We start from the raw sequence: 21,184 nt of genomic DNA on the forward strand, positions 1-21,184 counted from the left end.
CCGGAAGCTAAGCCCACCTGCGCCGATGGTACTGCACTGTAATGGGTGTGGGAGAGTAGGTCACCGCCGAACACAATTTAAGCCAAGCCCCCGAACCAGCAATGGTTCGGGGGCTTGACTCATTTGCGGGTCTGTTTCAGGCCTTCCGTTTGCTCTTGTCTGAGCGTCTCAACGTTGGCTTATCGATCTTCCCAACCGGGTTCTTTGGGATTTCGTCGAGGAACAGTATTTCAACGGGCAACTTCACAGGCGCGAGATTGATGCGTAGATCCTCGAGGAGAGATTCCGCAGTTGATGAGCCTCCGGGTCGCAGTGAAACGTACGCGACGGGGACTTCTCCGAGGATCTCGTGGGGCCGGCCGATCACAGCGGCTTCAAAAACATCGTCGACCCGGTAAAGCTGTTCTTCTATCTCCTTCGGATAGATGTTTTCGCCGCCTCGAATCACCATGTCCTTGACGCGGTCAACGAGGCGCAAATAGCCGTCATCGTCGAATCGGCCAACATCACCGGTACGAAGCCAACCGTCGACGATTGTCTCAGCGGTAGCCTCCGGCCGATTCAGATAGCCAGCCATCACGACATCTCCAGCAATTAGCACCTCCCCGGTCTGCCCCACAGGGACATCAGTCATCGAAGCATCGACGATACGGATCCGTTGGCCAGGTAGCGGTGGTCCCACAGTCCCGGGCTTTCGGGGTCCGTCGAGGGGATTTATCGCGGATGCGGTGGTCGTCTCAGATAGCCCATAGCCTTCTACGATCGGCACGTGGAATCGCGATTCGAATCTTTCGATGAGTTCCGCAGGCATCGGAGCGGCGCCACAGATTCCAAACCGCAAAGAAGATGTATCAGGCACGACCTCCGCTGGTAACGCCGTCAGCATTGCGTAGATGGCTGGCACCGCAGAAAAGTACGTGGGTCGGTACTTTTCGACGGCGGGAAAGAATTCTTCCGTTCGAAAGCGACCGACGATGCTCGCACGACCACCAGCGCGCAAGGGACTGAGGGTGCCGAGCACTACGCCGTTGGCATGAAAGAGAGGCAGCACCAGCAGGCTGTGATCGTGTTCGGTGAAGGCGAAGTGCGTGACGAACGTAGAGGTCATGGCATCGATGTTGCCGTGGGTGATCATGACGCCCTTCGGCGTTCCCGTGGTGCCGGCGGTATAGATGAGGAGTGCAAGGTCTGCTGGCTGCACGACTACCGGCGTCGGTGCGGTGCCGTCAGCTTTCAGCAGGTCATCGCAGGCGACGGTGGTGATATCCGGGACTGGCTGGCCGGATTCGACGACGAGCACCCGGCAACCTGCGTCGTGGGCCTGAAAATCGATTTCGGGTGGTGCGAGAGCAGGGTTGATCGGCGTAACTGCGGCTCCAACTTGCCAGGCAGCGAAGATCGCTACGACGAGTTCGACTCTATTCGGCAGGAGTAGCCCCACCACATCACCAGACCCGACACCAGCCGCGTGCAGGCGGCTGGCGGCGGCGTCCACCGTCGTGGCGAAGGTGGAGTTGTTCAGTTCGAGCCTGTCGTCTGCGAGAGCTGGGGCATCGGGAGCGGCGTCGGCACGAGTGCGCGGTAGCGCGGGGATAGGCAGGCCACTCATGCGTGCACCGTCACGATCGGTGGCGCTATGAATCCGAAGGACCGCAGCACCCCTTCGAGTTCTCGGTGACCGAAGGCTTGGCAGGCCGAAGCGAGTCCGACCCGACGTGGGGCCTGTTGTAGAAGCGAGTAGGCGGCGTAGGCCTGCAGCAGACCTGTCTGCTGATAGTTGTTATTGCCGTGAATCACCACGTGCGCGCGACCGAGCGGTCCGGATGCGTGGACTGAATCGAGGGATTTGTTGATGCGCGCATTCTCTCGAGGCGGCATCGTGTTCATTACCTGCGCGGCTACCGCGTCGAGAGCGGCGTCGCGGTCTTCGGGAGTCATGTCTTTCGTGGCCTCGAGCGCATCGGCCACGATGACGGGAACACCGTTCATCAGCGCGGCGTTGAAGACGCCGCCCTGCGCCTTGCAGTTCGCGACTCGCGGATCATTCTTGAACCAGACCGGGTGCGACGTACCGCCCCAGGGGAGAGACTGCGCGAGTTCGTGCTGGCCCGGAACTACGAGCGGCACCAATCCTTGACCGGGATCGAAGGGTACGTACTGGTTTTGCTCCAAGTAGTACGCGGCGCCTCCGGCGGCGTTCACCAGAATGGTCCGAGTCGAGGCGATCGTCGGACTTCCACCCCAGAAGACGGCTATGTCGAGAGTGTCGACGCCGGGTGTCTCGAGCGCGATCTGTGCGGCGATCTCACCTGTCGTATACATCTGAGCAATGCCGGGAGCCAGGAGTAGGCCGGCGGCTGCGAAGTCGGAACTGAACTGCTCCTCGCAGTGAATGAGCCAGTCTTGTTCGCCGGTGGTGTCGGTGTAGTGCGCACCGGCGGCAAGGGCGGCCTGCACAACTGCGTCGCCGTGTTTAATGAACGGTCCGACGGTGTTGAGAACCACCGAGCTGCCGCGGAAGAGGTCGGTGAGCGCGTCGACCGAGTGCTCGACGGCGACGACCTCGTAGTCGGCGGTTTCGATACCGGGAACGTGGGAGGTCATCGATTCTTGAAGTCGGTCCTCGTCGCGCCCGGCGGCGGTGAACGAGATGTTGTAGTGGCGGAGGAATTCGCAGATGAGACGGCCGGTGTACCCGGATGCGCCGTAGACGATGACGTGCTTGCTACTCATGGGTTGCTCCTATGCAGAGTTTCGAGTGCATGGTTGCTGGTGTGTCTGGAAGGTGAAGGGATGCGCGTGGGGACTGTTACATGCCCATTCCGCCGTCGACGGGAAGGCCGACGCCGTTGACGAAGCGGGCGGCGTCGGAGGCGAGGAATGTCACGGCGTCGGCGATGTCGCGCACTTCGCCGAGGCGTCCACTGGGAGTGAGGCTGACGACGGTTTCGACAGCTTCTTCGGCAGATCCGAACAGGCCGAGTTCGGCCATGTCGGTGGCGAGGCCGGTGCCCATCTCAGTTGGTACGAGTCCGGGGTATACGCAGTTGACGCGAACCCCGTAGCCGAGCTTGCCCGCTTCCATCGCGGCGACCCTCGTCATGCGGTCGATAGCGGACTTGGTGGCGGAGTAGATGCCGATGCCGGGGAAAGCGATGGTGGCAGCGACGGAGGCGACGTTGATGATGACGCCGCCCTGGCCAGCGGCGCCGCCGGGTCGCATCGCGCGCAACCCGTGCTTGATACCGAGCGCAGTACCGAGCACATTGACATCCAGCTGGGCGCGAATTGCGGCGACCGAGATTTCGGTCATCAGTTCGCTGATCTCGACGCCAGCATTGTTGACGACGATGTCGAGCCCTCCGAGTTGGGTGCGCGCGCCGTCGATCGCGGCAGTCCAGCTGTCTTCGTCGGTGACATCCAGATGGACTGCACCGTGACCGTCGCCGAGGGACGCGGCAACAGTTGCTGCGGTGTCGGTTTGCAGATCGGCGATGACAACGGAGGCCCCCGCAGTCGCGAGTGCACGTGCCATCCCCTCCCCGAGGCCCTGCGCGCCTCCGGTCACAAGTGCGCGGTGGCCGGTCAGATCGAAAACACTCATGGAGTTCTCCTTCGGTGAGGGCTGATGCCCAGTTCCATTTCAAGTGGTGGGCATCACACTAGTCATTTCTGGACGATCGTCAAGAGAAAAGTTTGACAACTGTCAAGAAAGTTTGAGGTCGTTTGCGCTCGACGCGAGATCTGCGGGCTATGCTGGGGCGAATGGCCCCCGACACGACCGCAGAGGAGGTGCGCCGTGACGACCAACGTGGTTGATCCCCGGGGAGAATCAGTCGCGCCCGCAGCCCGCGGTGCTGCACGACGCGCCGACAAAGTCGCGACTAAGCGAGACGAACTCGCTAGAGCTGCGCTGTCTGCGCTGTCCGAACGCGGCTACGCGGCGACCGGGTTGCGAGAAATCGCGGCCAATTCGGAGTACAGCCACGGCGTTCTGCACTACTACTTCAGCGACAAACTCGACCTCATCACCCACTGCGTCAACCTCTACAAGCGTGAATGCATCGCCTCCTACGACGACGTGCTCGACGGTGCCGGTGATGCCGAATCGCTTCGTCTGCGATTTGCTCAGCGGTTGACTGCCACGATGGAAGCCGATCTCTCGACCCACAAGCTCTGGTACGACCTCCGGATGCAGGCGGTGTTTGAGGTCTCGCTTCGCGAGGACGTGCGAGCGATCGACGACGAATTAGAAGCAATGGTCTGGCGCATCGTCCGGGAGTACGCGGCACTGGCCGGGGGACAACCGCTCCTGGATTCTGCGGGTACCTATGCCAGCCTCGACGGGCTGTTTGAGCGCGCAGTGCGGCGTCGAAGCTCCGGTGACGTCGATGCCGCCAAGGAGTTGACCGAGCAGTTGTATGCGCTGGTCGGGGCACTCGTCGTCGTGAACTAGCCGACGGTTCGCGCTCGCGCTTCCCGGTCGGGGGCCAGCTAACACTACGATGGCGTCATGGCGATCAGCAGGCCCGCGGACGGCACGGAAGAAGTTCGGAAGGCACCGCGTGCACGAATGACGGGAGCGCAGCGTCGGCTGCAACTTATTGAAGTTGCCCGCGGGCTATTCGCCGAGCGCGGATACGAAGGCACCTCGATCGAGGAGATCGCGCAGCGTGCTGGCGTTTCGAAACCCATCGTTTACGAGCACTTCGGAGGGAAAGAAGGGCTGTACGCGGTCATCGTCGACCGCGAGATGGAAACCCTTCTGGAGATGGTGACGAGTTCACTCACGAAGAACCGGTCACTGTATCGAATCCAGCAGGTCGCGCTCGCTTTGCTGACCTACATGGAGGAGCGGACCGACGGTTTCCGGATCTTGGTTCGTGGCGAATCGGCGATCGTCGATGAAGACACCCGCTACTCGAGCCTGCTGAATGACGCGATCAGCCAGGTGGAGCACCTGCTCGCCAGTGATTTTGAACGTCGCGGCTTCGACCCCGGTCTCGCGCCGCTTTACGCCCAAGCTCTCGTTGGCATGGTTTCAGTGACGGCCCAATGGTGGCTTGACGTGCGAGAACCGCCGAAGGAAGTGGTTGCTGCGCATTTGGTAAACCTGTGCTGGAACGGACTGACCCGGTTGGATCCGGACCCGATCCTGGTCGACGCCGAGTACAAAGAACCGACTCCGCCGACTATGCACCGGCGGGCTTCGGAGCCTTCCGACGACGGTCAATGACCGTCCCGATTACCCAGAGAACGACAACGAGTGCGCCTGTCGACAGGATCTGATTGCGGACCGAGTCGGTAGTGAGGCCTAGTACAACAATCGCGACGAGGGCGGCCAGCGTCAACCACGACAGGACCGGAAATCCCCACATTTTCATCGGTAGGTGGGTGCCTGCGGCGTCGGCGCGACGGCGCAGCACGATCTGCGCAGAGGTAATCGCCAGCCACGTCACCAACAGCGTGGAACCGACCATCGACAGGAGTCGCGTTAGGACGAGGTCGCCCCACAGGTAGACGGCGGGAACCACCAGGAATCCGACGACGATGCTGGCGAGCACGGCGGCGACCGGTACACCGTTGGTGGCAGTTTTGGATGCGACCTTGGGGGCCATGTTGCGCACCGACAGGGAGAACAACATGCGCGAGGCGCCGTAGAGGTTCACGTTCATCGACGACAGCAGTGCCACCACGATGATGACGCCCATGGTGGTCGCGACGGCGGGCAAGCCAACTTTGTCGAGGACTCCGACGAACGGTGATTCGAGCATTTGGGGGTCATCTGCGGGTAGGACCAGCAGGATAACGGCCACGGAGCCAACGTAAAAGACCAGGATTCGCCACACGATGGTGCGGATTGATTTCGACACGCTGGGCCCCGGATCGTGCGTCTCCGCAGCGGCGACCGCGATGATTTCGATGCCACCGAAGGCAAACGCAATAACCAGCAGTGCCGCGGTGAGACCGCCGAAACCATGAGGCAAGAACTCGCCGGCGTTGCTCAGTCCCGGCGACGGTTCAGCAGTCCACCCGAACAGATACGCGGCACCGAGAACCAGAAATAGGACGATGAAAACGATCTTGGTGAGTGATAGCCAGAATTCGAGTTCGCCGAAATTTGAGACGCCGGTGAGGTTGAGGATGGTGAAGACGATCATGAATGTCAGCGCCCACGCCCACACCGGTAAGACGCCGATAAGGCTGTTGAGCGTTTCGGCCGCGGCGAGCGACTCGGCGGCGACGACGAGCGTCATTTGGATCCACCACAGCCAACCCATCATGAATCCGGCACCGGGGCCCAATGACTTGCCGACGTAGTACGAGAACGCGCCCGGATTGGGGTCGGCGGCGGCGAGTTCGCCGAGCATTCGCATCACCGAAACGATGATGAGGCCGATGATCGCGTAGGCGAGGAGCGCCGCTGGACCGGCGAGCGCAATGCCTTGACCGGACCCGACGAACAGGCCGGCACCAATCGCTGAACCGAGGCTCATCATGATCAGATGCCGAGGCTTCAAGCCACCTTGGAGCCTGCCTTCATCGGCAACTTTGAGGGGCTCTCTTCCGGAACTGGCCACTGCACGAGCGTAGTCGTCTTGGCGATGCGGCAAAATCAGCCCATGCTGAGCATTCGTCCCGCTACCATCGCTGACCTGCCCGAGGTCGCTGAGATCTATCGGCATTACGTGATCAACTCGACGGCGACGTTCGATTTGGAACCGCTGTCGGTTGACGGTTGGGAACGCAAACTGCAGTCGATCGTCGACGGTGGAAGGCCCTTCTTAGTGCTGGTGGATGAGGCCGAAGGGGTCCGCGAGATTCTCGGCTATGCCTATCTGGGAGTGTTCCGTGGCCGAGCGGGCTGGGCGTTCACTGCCGAGGACAGCATCTACCTGCGCCCGGATGCTGGCGGTCGTGGGCTGGGCACGCGACTGCTGTCGGCGCTGCTGGACGCCGTCGATCCGTCAGTGACGCGCAACATCATGGCCATGGTGTCCGACGAAGTGCCCGAGTCGGTAGCGCTGCACCAGAAGTTGGGGTTTGTGGAGGTTGGTCGGTCGGCGGGCGTAGGCCGCAAGTTCGACAGATGGGTCGGCTGCGTATACCTGCAGTTTGTGGTGCCGGTAACGAAATAGGGGCGCAACGACAGTCGGTAGTAGTCTGGAGGCCGTGTTGATTGCTCCGACGTCGGGTGGTGCGCAGGTCTCGTCGACCGCGCACGGCCTGCTGGCGGCAATCGTCTCCCTGGTCCTGGGTATCGCTGCACACTCGCTGGGTGGCGGTCACATCCCTTCGTCCACACAACTCGTTGTGCTGGTCGGTCTCGCGTTCTGCGTTGGATTGGTTCGCGCCGGGCAAGTTCGCTCGGTGGAACGCGCGCGGGTCGCAGGCCGGATCAAGGTCTCGGTGGTGGGCGTGTTGGCTGCGTTGACCGCTGGCCAGGCCGCCGCACACGTCGTCCTGAGTGTCATTGACGGCCATCACGGAACAGCCATGGTGCCCGGATCGCTGATGCTTACCTGGCACCTATTGGCCGTGCCTGCCGCCGCGGGCGTCCTGTTCGTTGCGGAACGACTCAGCCGGGCTTGCGGTGACAATATCGCCCACCTGTGGCGACTCCTCAGCCTCGGAGTGTCGTCGCAGGTCGAAGCTGTTACCTCCCAGGTCGACCGGCAGGTTGCCACCCTTACGCCCGCGCCGATGCGGGCCGCTGCGGGAGTCCGCGGACCACCCGTGCACATCTGATTCCGTTTCCACACCCGGCTGTTGTTCTGACAGCCGGGACATCAGATGCATGCACGAAAGTTGATACAACCATGGCACAACGCCGCACTCTCATCCGTTCCCTGACCATGCTCGCCGCGGCAGCACTGACCTCGGTGACGCTCGTCGCCTGCGGCAGTAGCGATTCTTCGGGGACCGAAGCCGATTCGGTGACCATCACCGACCAGTGGGTCAAGGCCGCACCGTCCGGAATGACGGCTGCGTTCGGGACCCTGCACAATTCGTCCGACTCCGACATCCGGATCGTGTCCGCGCACACCGCGGCGGCCACGACCACCGAGATGCACGAGGTGGTCGATAACGGTTCCGGCGGCACCACGATGCGCCAGAAAGACGGCGGTTTTGTGATCCCGGCCAAGGGTTCCGTCACGTTGAAGCCGGGCGGCGAGCACCTCATGCTCATGGGTATCCCGGCGCCCATCACAACTGGTAAGTCCGTCGCTTTCAGCCTGCGGTATGCCGACGGTTCGACTACGACCTTCGACGCGCTGGCCCGCGACTTTGACGGCAACCAGGAGAACTACACGCCGGGCGAGCCGGAGCACTCCGGCTCGCATAAGTGACAACGGAGCCGACTGGGACACCCGAACCGAACGGGACGACTAGGCCAACTGCAAGGCTGTCGCGCCGAACCCTGCTGACCGGCGGTGCCGGTTTGGCGGGGCTCGGCGTGGGTGCCGCTGCGGTGGGGTTGGGGCGAGGAGTCATCTCGCCCGACCCCGCCGCGGGAGTTGGCACCGTGCCGTTCTACGGCGAACACCAGTCGGGGATCACCACGCATGCGCCCGCGCACGCGCAATATGTTGGACTCGATCTGGTGGATCCGTCCGATGTTTCGACCTTCGCGGGTGTCCTAGCCCTGTGGACGCAGGATGCAGCGCGATTGACGCAAGGTGAGCCGAGCTTGTCGGACACCGAACCGGAGTTGGCGCGGATACCGTCGAACCTAACGGTGACCGTTGGTGTTGGCGACCGGGCTTTCCGGGCCAAGCAGTTGGCGCCGCACCGGCCGTCGTGGCTGAAACCGTTGCCGCCGTTCAGTATCGACCGGTTGGACCCCCGGTGGGGGCAGACTGATCTGCTTTTGCAACTCTGCGCGGACGATCCGGTGACGCTGGCGCACGCTACGCGGATGCTGACCGCCTCGGTGCGGCGCAGTGCTCGCGTCCGCTGGGTGCAGCGCGGCTTCCGGAACAGCCCCGGCATGGCTACCGGGACCATGCGTAACTTGTTCGGCCAGGTTGATGGCACCGTACAACCGCCCTCCGACAGTTTCGACAAGCTGCTCTGGAACGACGGCCGCGAACAATCGTGGATGGCGGGCGGCACCAGCTTGGTCTTGCGTCGGATTGCGATGAACATGGATACGTGGGAGGGGATCGACCGCCGCGGACGGGAGTTGTCGACGGGCCGGACCCTCGACAATGGTGCGCCGCTGACCGGCAGTGACGAGTTCGACCAGCCGAACTTTGCGGCCACGCGCGGCGGGATCCCGGTGATACCGGCGTCGTCGCACATCGCGCGAGCGCATCGTCGAAGTGAAGCCGAGCAGTTCCTGCGGCGCGCCTACAACTACGATGATCCGCCGGAACCGGGGTCGTCGGATACGTCCAATAGCGGCCTGATTTTTGCCGCCTACCAGGCTGATCCGGTAACCCAGTATGTGCCGGTCCAGCAGCGCTTGGCCGACCACGACGACCTCAACGTGTGGACGACACCGATAGGTTCGGCCGTGTACGCCGTGTTGCCGGGTGCGACTGAATCACATCCGCTGGGCGCTACGCTCTGGAATGTCGCTGGCAATTCCTAGAAGATTGGGGCGTTGCCTAGTATTTAGGGGTGTCCACGCCTGCGGTGTCGCGCCCATCCCTGTCCGGCCTTGTCCCCGTCGCGTTTCGTGACGCAGCTTTCGGGCTGCTTCGCGATCGTGCGGATCAGGCGCAATTGGCCATCACGGCACCGGATGCGGCTCGCCCTTTCGTCGTCGCGCAGTTGGCGAGCGGCGGGGACAGTGAGGCCGAGCGCCCGGTTCTGGTGGTGGCGGCCAACGGTCGTGAGGCTGACGATCTGACGGCAGAGCTCACGGAACTGTTGCCAACCGGCCCCCACGGGACGCCGGTGGTTGCTCAGTTCCCGTCGTGGGAAACCCTGCCGCACGAACGGCTTTCGCCGTCGGCCGATACCGTCGGGCAGCGTCTCGCGGTGCTGTCGCGGCTCGCCGATCCGACTGTCGCACCGTTGCGCGTCGTGATCGCGACGGTGCGGTCGCTGGTGCAGCCGATGGCGCCGGGGCTGGGTGCCATGCGTGCGATAACCCTTACCGAAGGCGCCGACATCGACTTCGACGGCCTCATCGAGCAACTCGTCGAGATGGCGTACGAGCGCGTCGACATGGTCGGTACGCGCGGTGAGTTCGCGGTCCGCGGCGGCATTCTCGACGTCTTCCCGACCACTGCCGACTATCCGGTGCGCGTGGAGTTTTGGGGCGACGAAGTCACCGACATTCGGGCGTTCTCGGTCGCCGACCAGCGCACCCAACCCGAGATCGACACTTCCGTCGTCCACCTTCATCCGTGCCGCGAACTTGTACTGACGCAGGCGGTCCGTGTACGCGCCGGCGAACTGGCGGAGACGACGGCCGACGAATCGTTGCGCGAGATGCTGACGAAGCTCGCCGAGGGAATCCCCGTCGACGGCATGGAGGCGCTGATCCCGGCGCTCGTCGACGGCCAGATGCAAATGCTCACCGAGGCGATGCCGGAGGGCACCCGCGTCCTGGTGCTCGATCCGGAGAAGGTTCGCACCCGCGCCGTCGACCTGGCGCGCACGGGTGCCGAGTTCTTGGAAGCATCGTGGAACGCGGCAGCGCTCGGTGCGATGGCCCCGGTCGCAGCGGGTGAACCATCGATCGACCTGTCGGCCAGTGCGTACCGTGGCGTCGACGAAGTGCAGGCCGCCACCCTCGCCGCAGGGCAGTCGTGGTGGACTATGAGCCCGCTGTCGACGGGGTCGGGGGACGAACTCGAACTTGACCTGCAACCCGGTCCGGCACCGCATGGCAATCCCGCGGAACTCGCCGACCTGATGACCGCGTTCCGCGCGCAGATTGCTTCTGGCGGTCGTGCGGCGTTGGTCGCAGCGGGTCGCGGCACTGCGGCACGCTTTGTTGATCGACTTGGCGAAGCCGAAGTGCCAGCCAAGCTCATGGAACCAGGCGAGGAACCCCCGAACGACGCCGTGGGCATCTATCACGGCACCCTGCGGCGCGGTCTCGTGTGCCCGTCGGCGGGGCTGGTGATTGCCAGTGAGGCTGACGTCACCGGTGCGCGCGTGGTCGGTGCCAAGGACGGTCGGCGGATGCCCGCCAAGCGACGCAATCAAGTCGATCCGTTGGCTTTGACGGCCGGCGATCTCGTCGTCCACGATCAGCACGGCATCGGCAAGTTCGTGGAGATGATCGAACGCGTGATTTCCGGGGCCCGCCGCGAATATCTCGTCATCGAGTACGCCCCCGGCAAGCGCGGCCAACCGGGGGACCGACTGTTTGTCCCCATGGATTCGCTCGACCAACTCTCGCGCTACGTCGGCGGCGAGCAGCCCGGCCTGAGCAAGCTCGGCGGTTCCGACTGGGCCAACACCAAGAAGAAGGCGCGCAAGGCGGTCCGCGAGATTGCCGGTGAACTGGTGCAGTTGTACGCCGCACGCCATGCCGCCCCCGGGTTCGCGTTCAGCCCGGACAGCCCGTGGCAGCGCGAAATGGAAGACGCCTTCGACTACACCGAAACCATCGATCAGATGACGGTGATCGGCGAAGTGAAGGCCGATATGGAACGACCCATCCCGATGGACCGCGTCGTCGTCGGTGACGTCGGCTACGGCAAAACGGAGATCGCCGTGCGCGCCGCGTTCAAAGCCGTGCAAGACGGCAAGCAGGTGGCGGTGCTGGTTCCGACGACCATCCTCGCTGGCCAGCATCTGCAAACGTTTACCGAACGCATGGATGGTTTCCCAGTGAAGGTGCGCGGACTGTCGCGCTTCACTACGCCCGCCGAGTCGAAAGAGATTCTGGCGCAGATGGCGTCCGGTGAGGTCGACATCGTGATCGGTACGCACCGACTGCTGCAGACCGGTGTCCGCTGGAAGGACCTCGGCCTTGTGATCGTCGACGAGGAGCAGCGTTTCGGCGTCGAACACAAGGAACACATCAAGGCGCTCCGAACCCATGTTGACGTGTTGACCATGTCGGCGACGCCGATCCCACGAACCCTGGAAATGTCGATGGCGGGCATCCGCGAGATGTCGACGATCCTAACTCCGCCGGAAGAACGCCACCCGGTCCTCACTTATGTCGGTGCCTACTCCGACAAGCAGGTGGCGGCCGCGATTCGTCGTGAACTGCTGCGCGACGGTCAGGTGTTCTATGTGCACAACAGGGTCTCGACCATCGACAAGACGGCCAAGCACATCGCGAACATGGTGCCCGAGGCGCGGGTTGTTGTCGCGCACGGGCAGATGGGCGAGGAACAACTCGAGCGCACCGTGCAGGGATTCTGGGATCGGGAGTACGACATCCTTGTCTGTACCACCATCATCGAAACCGGCCTCGACATTTCCAATGCCAACACGTTGATTCTCGATCGCGCCGAGAACTTCGGTTTGTCGCAGCTGCATCAGTTGCGTGGCCGCGTTGGTCGTAGTCGTGAACGAGGGTATGCGTACCTGCTGTACAGCCCGGACAAGCCCCTGACCGAAACGGCCTACGACCGTCTCGCGACGATCGCGCAAAACAACGAACTCGGTGCCGGTATGGCCGTGGCGCTGAAGGACTTGGAACTGCGCGGCGCAGGCAATGTGCTCGGTGCCGAGCAGTCCGGGCACGTGGCAGGCGTCGGATTCGATCTGTACGTGCGGCTGGTTGGTGAGGCCGTTGAGGCGTATCGCGCGGCGGCCGACGGCAAGACGATCGAAACTGAGGAGACCGGCGAGGTCCGCATTGACTTGCCCGTCGACGCGCACATTCCGGTGGAGTACGTCGAGGCCGATCGGCTTCGTTTGGAGGCGTACCGCAAGTTGGCGTCGGCCACCAGCGACGACGATGTTGACGAAGTGATGAGTGAACTCGTCGACCGCTATGGCGAGCCGCCCGTTGAAACGCAACGCCTGGCGGCGATCGCCCGGCTGCGGATCCGTTGCCGGGAACGCGGCGTCACCGAAGTAGGTGTGGCGGGGCAGTCGATCCGGATTTCGCCGATGCTGCTCCTCGACAGCCAGCAGGTTCGACTGTCGCGGATGTACTCGTCGGCGTCGTACCGTGCGGCCACGCAGGTCATCACGGTTCCGATCCCACGGACCGGTGGCGTCGGTTCGGCCCGTCTCCGCGATACCGAACTCATCGACTACATCGTGACGTTCCTGCAGACCATCGCGCCGCTGGAGACATAGCGCCGGTTACCCAACCGAAGTGAGTGGCGCCCGCCCGGACATCCCGGCCAGCCGATCCATCGCGGAAGCGTCGTCGGCCACTTTGACGGCCGGTGCAAAAATCTTGCCCTCGCCTTGGAAATCGGGGGTCAACATGTTCGGGGCGAAGGCGATCGATGCTTCGAGACCATCGCTGTCGGGTGCCCACGGCAGCCCTGCGGCTTGTGCCAAGTCCCAGCCGTGGACTTGGTACTCCCACAAAATCATCGACGCGGCCATGTCTCCGGGCATTGCCGATTCGCCGATGAACAGCGGATCGGCGAGCGCAGCTGGCAGGGCTTCGGCGAGGCGGGCACGGTTGCTACGGACTTGATCTGCGCCGCTCCCCACGACGGTGACGGCGTCGGGGTCGCTGCAGCGGTGATCGGCGCTGGTGTAGCCGTCGGTGAAGGCAGTGAGCCAGCCGACCACGTGGCTGCGGAGGGTCTGGAAGTCGAACTCGGTGCACGGTGTCGGGGCGGTCGGAGGGGTGTCGGCTGCGGCGTCGAGCAGATCTGCGAGTTGGTCGAGGAGGCGAAGGAGGGTTGCTGAAGTGTCCATGCTTCGACGTTATGCTCGTCGGCCCGGCTGGTATTGAAGATTCGCGACACGGCACGGCAGTCAGCATCGCGTGGCTCGATGAGTGGCAGCGCCCAAACGGACGCAACGCCTGGCGGCCTTCGGGGAGAAGGCCGCCAGGCGCTGCGAGACGGAAGGAACATACTCTGAATGAATTCGCTTGATTCGCACCTCCTCAATTCCGACATCGGTCAGTCAGGAAAGTGGCGGTTAGGCACGGTGACCGTGCCACGGCACCCCCAGTTACGAAGCCGTCGACTCTAACGAGTTCGTGTCCGAGTTGGGTCCCGTAGCGATTGCGCGCGGTTTGTCCGCTTGCTGGACGTCGATACGCCGCGGCCGGGCCTTCTCGGCGACCGGGATCGTGACGGTGAGTACACCGTTGTCGTACTGTGCACTGATGGCGGCGGTGTCGATGCCCTCGCCGAGTGTCACCTGTCGTCGATACGTGCCAGCGAAGCGCTCACTCGTGAGCCATTTGACGCTGTCGTCGGACGCGAGGGAGCGTTGTGCGGAGAGGGTAAGTACGCCGTTGTCAACGCTGACGTCGATCGATCCCGGGTCGACGCCCGGGAGGTCTGCGGTCAAGACGTATTGGTGATCGATTTTGAACAGATCCATGGGCATGAACCGCGGAGTTCGCGAAGTGCCACTCTGCTGACCGGCGAGAAGGCCGCGGGTGAGAGCGTCGAGATCATTGAATGGGTCGAATCCAAGCACAGCAACACACCTCCTAAATCCCTGTCCACCGACCCCGGCGGTCGGTGAATCCGATCACTGTGCGACACCGATATTAGCACTCTCGGTGGGAGAGTGCCAGATATCTGGCATCCCGATTCTCGGCGTGTCAGGTCCGCATGGGCGCGGCGTACTCCGCCGTCCCGAGTTCCTCCACCTCAACCGATTCGGGGTCTGGAAATTGAACGCGGTGCACGGTGTCGGGGCGGTCGGAGACGTGTCGGCTGCGGCGACGAGCAGATCGGCGAGTTGGTCGACGCTACGAGTAGATCTGCTGAAGTGTCCATGCTTTCGACGGTCCGAGGTGGCGGGCGGGACCGCGTGAAGATTCGCGACAGTTGGGGGCGCGTGGGGTGGGATTCTTGCGACTAACCTCAAGGCGTGCCGCAAAAGCCGGAATCATTTGTGGGGGCCGCAGACCACACACGCGGGATCTTGTCACCGGGCCGAATGCTGACGGTCGTCGACTTCCAGCGCTATCCCGCGCCGCCGGAATTGGAGGGACTGATTGAGTGGTTCTGGTCGGTGCGATGGGATCTGCCCGCAAACCGACGACATCGGCAGCCGGTGTTGGCGACGCCTGCGGTCAACGTCAGCGTCGGGGTGGCGCCGCCACCGGGCGACACTCCGCCACCCGGTCCGTACGGCCTCCAAACCCGACTTAACGGTGTCACCACCGAGGTAACGGTTCGTGAGTTGACGGGCCGCGGCTGGAACTTCGCAGCCAAGACCACCACTGGCGGCTTCGGTGCGTGGGTCGACGACGTTCACGCGCTCAACGATGCGCACGTGCCGATTTCGACCGTGCTGGAACTTAACGATCGGGATCTCGCTGAGCGCGTGGCGAATATCGAGCCGGGTGCGAGACGCGCGGCACCGATCGCCGACGCGCTGGTGAGACTCCTGGAGATCCGACCGTCAGCTCGCGTGAACCGTGCCCGCGAGGTTGCCGCGATCGCGTCGGCTGCGGAGGGCGACCGGACGATTCGGACGGTCGATCAGCTTGCGCAACTCGGTGGAATCACCGCCCGGACGCTGCAGCGGATGTTTACCTCGTGTGCCGGGGTGTCGCCGACCTGGGTGATCCGCCGATTCCGGCTGATCGACGCGGCCGAGCGTGTCCGCGACGGCAGTTTGGCCGATTGGGCAGCCCTCGCCGCGGAACTCGGCTACTCCGACCAAGCCCACCTGACGAGAGACTTCACGGCGACGATCGGAATGTCGCCGGGTGCCTATTCAGCCGGGAACCGAGTGACACCTAACGCAACAGATCTGCCGTCACACGGCACCACGTCAGGCGTTGAGTAGCTGCCCGTCGGCGACCAATGCCGCCCGCACGACGCTGGTTTCGGCTTCGGTTGCAGGCAACAGTGGGGCACGCACAGAAGTGTGCGCGATGACGCCGGTCTCGTGCAGCGCCGCCTTTGCCGTGACGACGCCGGGAGCAGTGCGCATCAGTGCGGCGGTCAGGGGGCGGACGGCGTCGTTGATAGCGCGCGCGGCGGTGAGGTCGCTGGCGTCGATCGCGTTGATCAGTGCGCGGTTGCGGTCCGCACCCACCACACCCATCACGCTCACCACGCCAGCGGCGCCGGCGGCGAGGTATGGCAAGTTCAGTTCGTCGAGCCCGCAGTAGTACTGCAAACCGGTTTCGGCCAGCAACGACATCATCTCGAAGAGGTCGCCCTTCGCATCCTTGACCGCGAGAATACGGGGATGCTCTGACAGTTCGATCAGCGTCTCATAAGTCAGGGCGAGGCCGGTGCGGCCGGGAATGTCGTACAGCATGACGGGCAGTTCGGTGGCGTCGGCGATCGCGGTGCAGTGCGCGATGACTCCGGCCTGCGACGGCTTCGAGTAGTACGGCGTTACGACGAGCAGCGCGTCCGCGCCCGCAGCGGCCACCTCGCGAGCCGTCGCGACACTCTTCGCGGTGTGGTTGGTGCCAACGCCGACGACCAACCTGGTGTCGGGGCCAGCGCTGGCCCGAACGAGTTCCAGCACGCGGAGGAGTTCGACGTTGTCGAGCGTCGGAGCTTCGCCGGTCGTGCCAGCGACGACGATGCCGTCGCAGCCGCCGTCGACCAGATGCTTGGCGACCGCGCTGATGCCGGCTTCGTCGAGGGAGCTGTCGGGGTTCATCGGCGTCGGCATGGCGACGAGGTTGGATCCGAAGGTGGCGCGCGCAGAAAGCATGGAACTCAAGGTCATGGTCTCTATGGTCACGTGCCCGAACCGTTCAGCACAAGCGAGGGGTTATCGTGAGTAATCGTTAGGAGAGCTTCATGATTGATGTGGCCGCGCTGCGTGCGCTGCGGGCGATCGCCGACCTTGGCACCATGGCGCGTGCCGCCGATGAGCTTGGCTTTACGCCGTCGGCCATTTCGCAGCAGGTAAAACGACTGGAAGCGCAGGTCGGAGTGCGTCTGGTGGCACCCGCTGGCCGTCGGGTGGTGCTGACACCGGCTGGGCATGCCCTGGTGGAGAACGCCGCGGAAGTGCTCAACGCGCTCGAGAAGTCGGTGGCCGCGGCGCGCTCGGTGGACGCTGGACTGCCGCGCGGTGTGGTGAGAATCGCAGCCTTTTCGACTGGCGTCCGCGGGCTTGTCGCCCCGGCGCTGAAGACTATTCGAAGCCAGTACCCCGATGTACGGGTGCAGGTGGTGGAACTCGACCCGGTTCCCGCCGTCTACGCGGTGGAGTCGGGCAACGCGGAATTGGCGATGGTGCACGATGCCGACGGCGTGACCGTCGCCGTTCCAGCCGGACTGGAACGGGCGCATCTGCATACTGATATCGGCGACCTGGCGATCCCTGTCGACCATCCCCTCGCCAAGGTCGACCGGCCCATCCGACGGTCGGACCTGCACGACTGCGAGTGGGTCACCAGCCCGAGCGGCACCGTCTGCCACCGATGGTTCGAGCGGCTGTTTGCCGATTCCGAACACCAACCCGACGTGGTGCACTCCGTCGACGACTTCGGAACGCAGATGGCGTTGGTGGCGGCGGGCGACGTGGTCGCGCTGATTCCACGTCTGGCACGACCGCACGTTCCGGACGGCGTGGTGCTGCGGGAGTTGCACGACGCCCCGCGCCGCGAGGTGCATACGGTGTGGCGCCGCAGCGGCGAGGCTGATCCGGCGTTGCGGGCGGTCTTGGCCGCGCTCGCGCCTTAGCTGCCGGAGACTTCCTTGCGGATTCGGTCGACGACGGACGAGTCGGCGAGGGTCGTCGAATCGCCGGGTTCCCGGTTTTCGGCGATGTCGCGGAGTAGGCGTCGCATGATTTTGCCGGATCGGGTTTTGGGGAGTTCTTCGACAATCATGATCGACCGCGGGCTCGCGATGGCGCCAATCTCGGTGCGGACGTGCTTGCGGAGTTCGTCGACGATGTCCCGGCCGCCGCCACCGGAGCTTTCGCGCAGGATGACGAACGCTTCGATGGACTGTCCGGTGGTCGCATCGGCCGCACCCACCACCGCCGCCTCGGCAACCGCCTCGTGCGAGACGAGGGCGGATTCGATTTCGGTGGTCGAGAGGCGGTGGCCGGAGACATTCATGACGTCGTCGACGCGACCGATCACCCAAATGTCGCCGTCTTGGTCGCGTTTGGCGCCGTCGCCTGCGAAGTACACGCCGGGGAAGCGGTCCCAGTAGGTGCGTTGGAAACGGTCATCGTCGCCCCACAGGGTTCGGAGCATGGCGGGCCACGGCTTCTTGATGACGAGGTAACCACCCTCGCCGTTGCCGACGGGTTGGCCTTCTTCGTTGTAGACGTCGGCCTCGATACCGGGCAGAGCTCGCATGGCCGCACCGGGTTTGGTGTGTGTGACGCCGGGGAGCGGGCTGATCAGTATCTGCCCGTTCTCGGTTTGCCACCACGTGTCGACGACGGGAGTTTTGTTGCCGCCGATGTGTTCGCGGTACCACATCCATGCCTCGGGGTTAATGGGTTCGCCGACCGATCCGATGAGGCGCAGCGACGTGAGGTCGTACTTCGCGGGGATTTGGCGTCCCCATTTCATGAACGTGCGGATCGCCGTGGGGGCGCAGTACAGGATGGTGGCCTTGTACTTTTCGATGATTTCCCACCATCGTCCCTGGTGTGGGGTGTCGGGGGTGCCTTCGTACATGATCGACGTGGTCGCGTTGGCTAGCGGTCCGTACACGATGTACGAGTGGCCGGTGACCCAGCCGATGTCGGCGGCGGTCCAGTACACGTCGGTGTCGGGTTTGATGTCGAACACCGCCCAGTGCGTGTACGACGTGCCGACGAGGTAGCCGCCTGTCGTGTGGAGGATGCCTTTCGGTTTGCCGGTGGTTCCCGACGAGTACATGACGTACAGCGGATGTTCGGCGTCGAAGGCTTCGGGAGTGTGCTGCGCGGACTGACGGTCGACGACGTCGGACCACCACAGGTCGCGACCTTCGGTCCAGTCGACGTCCTGGCCGGTGCGCTTGACGACCAGTACTGTCCGGACTTCGGGGCACAGTGTCATGGCTTCGTCGACCACGGCCTTCAGTGCTGAGGGCTTGCCGCGCCGGAAGCCACCGTCGGCGGTGATGACGACTTGGACGCCACAGTCTTGGACACGATCGGCAATCGCGCGGGCCGAGAAGCCGCCGAAAATCACGGTGTGCGGTGCGCCGATACGTGCGCAGGCCAGCATCGCGAACACCGTTTCGGGGATCATCGGCATGTAGATGGCGATGCGGTCGCCGGTCTGAACACCTAGTTCGATGAGGGCGTTCGCGGCCTTGCTGACCTCGTCTTGGAGGTCTTGGTAGGTGATGGTTCGGGTGTCGCCGGCTTCGCCTTCGAAGTGGTAGGCGACGCGGCCGCCAAGGCCGTTCTCGACGTGGCGGTCGATGCAGTTGTAGGCGGCGTTGAGTTTGCCACCGACGAACCACTTGGAGTGTGGGGCCCGCGACCAGTCGAGGACCTCGGTGTAAGGCTCAGCCCAGGTGATGCGTTCGGCGGCCTCGCCCCAAAAGGCGAGGTTGTCGTCGGCGGCGCGCTGGTAGGCCTCCGCGGTCACGTTGGCATTGTCGGCAAAGGCGGGTGGCGGTGCGAAGGAGCGGGTTTCCTGGCTCAATGCCTGGATTGTTTGGTCTTGCGTCATGGCACGATTCTCCTCTGCACCTCAGAAAGAACTGGGCTCGGCGTCGTCTCGCGTGGGACGGCTGATTCCAAACCTATCGAGGCAGTTGGGGTGTCGGCTATGCATTGGCGAAACGGTGTCCGCGGGGGCATCGCGTCGTCGCGGACACCTTGCGGAAGCACCGACCCTAGTTACCGGCGAGTTACTTAGCGGCGAGTAATGCGCGACACGTTCAGTTCCCGCGCGTGCGACCGAGATCAAGCCGATCTACACGTTAATGTCGAGGTAGACACTGATTTGTCGGAGAGGGGACTTCCATGGCCGTGGTCTTGCTAGACGCGTCACGTCCCGACATGATTCCGGCCGGCGCGGTTGCCTTGCTTGCTGAGACGGTCGCGGTCACCGAGGAAGTGCATCCATCACTGCTGTGGCAGTTGCCGTCGTACGAGTTGGTTGGGCTCGTCGAGGACGACGGGTCAAAGACCCTGGTCAGCTCCAACCGCGACCATCCCGCGGTGCTCGAGCGGCTCAAGTGTGGTGAGTCTGTCATCGAGGGCAGCACCCTCCCCGGCGGCAAGCTGTTGCGCGCCGTCGAACTGATGGACCGACTGCGGCGCACCGGCCCTTGGGAACAATTGCAGACGCACGATTCGTTGCGGCAGTACCTCCTCGAAGAGGTTTACGAGCTTCTCGACTCAATCGATCACGGGACGGCCGACGAGCTGCGGTCGGAGCTCGGGGACCTGCTCCTTCAAGTGCTGTTCCACGCGCGGATCGCTGCCGATTCGGCGGTCGATTCGTTCGACATCGACGATGTTGCCCAAAGCTTTATCGACAAGGTCTCAAGTCGGACGCCCGGTGTTTTGAACGGCGAGCACGCGAATCTCGATCAGCAGATCGATGATTGGGATACCGCCAAAGCCGCCGAGCGCGCCAACACCAGCCTGCTCGACGGCATTGTCACCACACAGCCAGCCCTGGTGTTAGTGCAGAAGATCTTTGAACGGCTTGCCCGCGTCGACTTTCCGATCGCCGCGGTCAGTCCGTCGCTGTACCGAGTCGACATCCCATTCCGCAAGCACGCGGTCGGCAGCGTCGAAGACGACCTACGCCGCCGCGCGATCGTCCTGATGAACCAGGTTCGCGCCGCCGAAGAAGCCGCTGCCGAAGATGGGGTAGCGGTGCGCGACGCCAACACGTGGCGCAAGTACCTCGGGATGGCGTACGAGGAAGAAGTTGAGGAGGCGGAGGCCGAAGAGACTGCGGCCGACGAGACTGCGGCCGATGAGACTGCGGTTGAAGACGCGCCCGCCGTCGACAACGCCGCCTCCGAAGAGATCGACGACCTCGACAACCTCGGCGTCGAAGAACTCTTCAGCGAAGACCCCATCGCCCTCAACAAAAAGGGCAAGACCAAAAAAGCCAAGGACGTCAAGGTTCCTGAAGTGCCAGGGATGGTCGTGCGCGAAAAGTGGAGCGCTGAAGGGGAGTAGGGGTGGCGCCCCCCCATGAGCGGGG

At 63.7% G+C, this 21,184-nt stretch carries 18 protein-coding genes; 10 read left to right on the forward strand and 8 right to left on the reverse strand.

The genetic code is table 11. From position 1 onward, the window contains the following. Positions 1-136: 136 nt before the first annotated feature. The 3 genes from WBA38_RS09760 to WBA38_RS09770 all read right to left on the reverse strand — a co-directional run bounded on the left by WBA38_RS09760 (position 137) and on the right by WBA38_RS09770 (position 3,604). Complete coding sequence (locus tag WBA38_RS09760) at positions 137-1,609, reverse strand: class I adenylate-forming enzyme family protein (protein WP_424322583.1); 1,473 nt, start codon at positions 1,607-1,609, stop codon at positions 137-139. After that, positions 1,606-2,733 carry a DUF5938 domain-containing protein gene (locus WBA38_RS09765; protein WP_424322584.1) on the reverse strand — a complete coding sequence of 376 codons (1,128 nt, stop codon included), beginning with the start codon at positions 2,731-2,733 and terminating at the stop codon, positions 1,606-1,608. Before WBA38_RS09765 ends, WBA38_RS09760 begins: the two co-directional genes overlap by 4 nt. 76 nt (positions 2,734-2,809) lie before the next feature. Beyond that, the gene (locus WBA38_RS09770) at positions 2,810-3,604 is read right to left on the reverse strand and encodes an SDR family NAD(P)-dependent oxidoreductase (RefSeq protein ID WP_424293916.1); all 795 of its coding nucleotides are present in this window, start codon (positions 3,602-3,604) and stop codon (positions 2,810-2,812) included. 195 nt (positions 3,605-3,799) lie between these two features. Here WBA38_RS09770 and WBA38_RS09775 point away from each other — a divergent pair, with 195 nt between their 5' ends. Together WBA38_RS09775 and WBA38_RS09780 are read left to right on the forward strand one after the other, a co-directional pair. Next, positions 3,800-4,456 carry a TetR/AcrR family transcriptional regulator gene (locus WBA38_RS09775; protein WP_424322585.1) on the forward strand — a complete coding sequence of 219 codons (657 nt, stop codon included), beginning with the start codon at positions 3,800-3,802 and terminating at the stop codon, positions 4,454-4,456. A gap of 57 nt (positions 4,457-4,513) precedes the next feature. Then, complete coding sequence (locus tag WBA38_RS09780) at positions 4,514-5,236, forward strand: TetR family transcriptional regulator (RefSeq protein ID WP_424293914.1); 723 nt, start codon at positions 4,514-4,516, stop codon at positions 5,234-5,236. Here the strand turns inward: WBA38_RS09780 and WBA38_RS09785 are convergent. Then, positions 5,193-6,581, reverse strand: coding sequence for an amino acid permease (locus tag WBA38_RS09785; protein WP_424293913.1), 1,389 nt, complete (start codon positions 6,579-6,581; stop codon positions 5,193-5,195). The genes WBA38_RS09780 and WBA38_RS09785 overlap by 44 nt on opposite strands. A 42-nt stretch (positions 6,582-6,623) precedes the next feature. Here WBA38_RS09785 and WBA38_RS09790 point away from each other — a divergent pair, with 42 nt between their 5' ends. The 5 genes from WBA38_RS09790 (at position 6,624) to mfd (ending at position 13,230) form a co-directional block, all read left to right on the forward strand. Beyond that, on the forward strand, positions 6,624-7,139 hold the full coding sequence (locus WBA38_RS09790) for an N-acetyltransferase family protein (protein WP_424322586.1): 516 nt from the start codon (positions 6,624-6,626) through the stop codon (positions 7,137-7,139). A 34-nt stretch (positions 7,140-7,173) separates the two neighbouring features. Continuing rightward, a complete protein-coding gene (locus WBA38_RS09795; protein WP_424322587.1) occupies positions 7,174-7,749 on the forward strand; it encodes a hypothetical protein in 576 nt (191 codons plus the stop codon). 71 nt (positions 7,750-7,820) lie between these two features. Further along, complete coding sequence (locus WBA38_RS09800) at positions 7,821-8,351, forward strand: copper chaperone PCu(A)C (protein ID WP_424322588.1); 531 nt, start codon at positions 7,821-7,823, stop codon at positions 8,349-8,351. Further along, positions 8,348-9,598 carry a Dyp-type peroxidase gene (locus tag WBA38_RS09805; RefSeq protein ID WP_424322589.1) on the forward strand — a complete coding sequence of 417 codons (1,251 nt, stop codon included), beginning with the start codon at positions 8,348-8,350 and terminating at the stop codon, positions 9,596-9,598. Before WBA38_RS09800 ends, WBA38_RS09805 begins: the two co-directional genes overlap by 4 nt. A gap of 29 nt (positions 9,599-9,627) precedes the next feature. Continuing rightward, positions 9,628-13,230, forward strand: coding sequence for a transcription-repair coupling factor (gene mfd / locus WBA38_RS09810; RefSeq protein WP_424322590.1), 3,603 nt, complete (start codon positions 9,628-9,630; stop codon positions 13,228-13,230). A 6-nt stretch (positions 13,231-13,236) separates the two neighbouring features. Here the strand turns inward: mfd and WBA38_RS09815 are convergent, their stop codons facing one another. Both WBA38_RS09815 and WBA38_RS09820 read right to left on the reverse strand, forming a co-directional pair. Then, positions 13,237-13,809 carry a TIGR03086 family metal-binding protein gene (locus WBA38_RS09815; RefSeq protein ID WP_424322591.1) on the reverse strand — a complete coding sequence of 191 codons (573 nt, stop codon included), beginning with the start codon at positions 13,807-13,809 and terminating at the stop codon, positions 13,237-13,239. A gap of 261 nt (positions 13,810-14,070) precedes the next feature. Continuing rightward, positions 14,071-14,547 carry an Hsp20/alpha crystallin family protein gene (locus WBA38_RS09820; protein ID WP_424295562.1) on the reverse strand — a complete coding sequence of 159 codons (477 nt, stop codon included), beginning with the start codon at positions 14,545-14,547 and terminating at the stop codon, positions 14,071-14,073. 399 nt (positions 14,548-14,946) lie between these two features. Here WBA38_RS09820 and WBA38_RS09825 point away from each other — a divergent pair, with 399 nt between their 5' ends. Next, positions 14,947-15,873: a helix-turn-helix domain-containing protein gene (locus WBA38_RS09825; RefSeq protein WP_424322592.1), complete on the forward strand. Its 927-nt coding sequence runs from the start codon at positions 14,947-14,949 to the stop codon at positions 15,871-15,873. Here the strand turns inward: WBA38_RS09825 and dapA are convergent. Then, complete coding sequence (gene dapA / locus WBA38_RS09830; protein ID WP_424322593.1) at positions 15,859-16,776, reverse strand: 4-hydroxy-tetrahydrodipicolinate synthase; 918 nt, start codon at positions 16,774-16,776, stop codon at positions 15,859-15,861. The genes WBA38_RS09825 and dapA overlap by 15 nt on opposite strands. Positions 16,777-16,850: 74 nt before the next feature. Between dapA and WBA38_RS09835 the strand changes: the two genes are divergently transcribed. Continuing rightward, a complete protein-coding gene (locus WBA38_RS09835) occupies positions 16,851-17,741 on the forward strand; it encodes a LysR family transcriptional regulator (protein ID WP_424322594.1) in 891 nt (296 codons plus the stop codon). Here WBA38_RS09835 and acs read toward each other — a convergent pair. Then, complete coding sequence (acs, locus tag WBA38_RS09840; RefSeq protein ID WP_424322595.1) at positions 17,738-19,687, reverse strand: acetate--CoA ligase; 1,950 nt, start codon at positions 19,685-19,687, stop codon at positions 17,738-17,740. The genes WBA38_RS09835 and acs overlap by 4 nt on opposite strands. Before the next feature lie 296 nt (positions 19,688-19,983). Between acs and WBA38_RS09845 the strand changes: the two genes are divergently transcribed. Continuing rightward, a complete protein-coding gene (locus WBA38_RS09845) occupies positions 19,984-21,159 on the forward strand; it encodes a MazG family protein (RefSeq protein ID WP_424322596.1) in 1,176 nt (391 codons plus the stop codon). Positions 21,160-21,184 lie beyond the last annotated feature (25 nt).

The organism is Gordonia sp. (in: high G+C Gram-positive bacteria), assembly GCF_049647785.1.
Lineage (GTDB): Bacteria > Actinomycetota > Actinomycetes > Mycobacteriales > Mycobacteriaceae > Gordonia.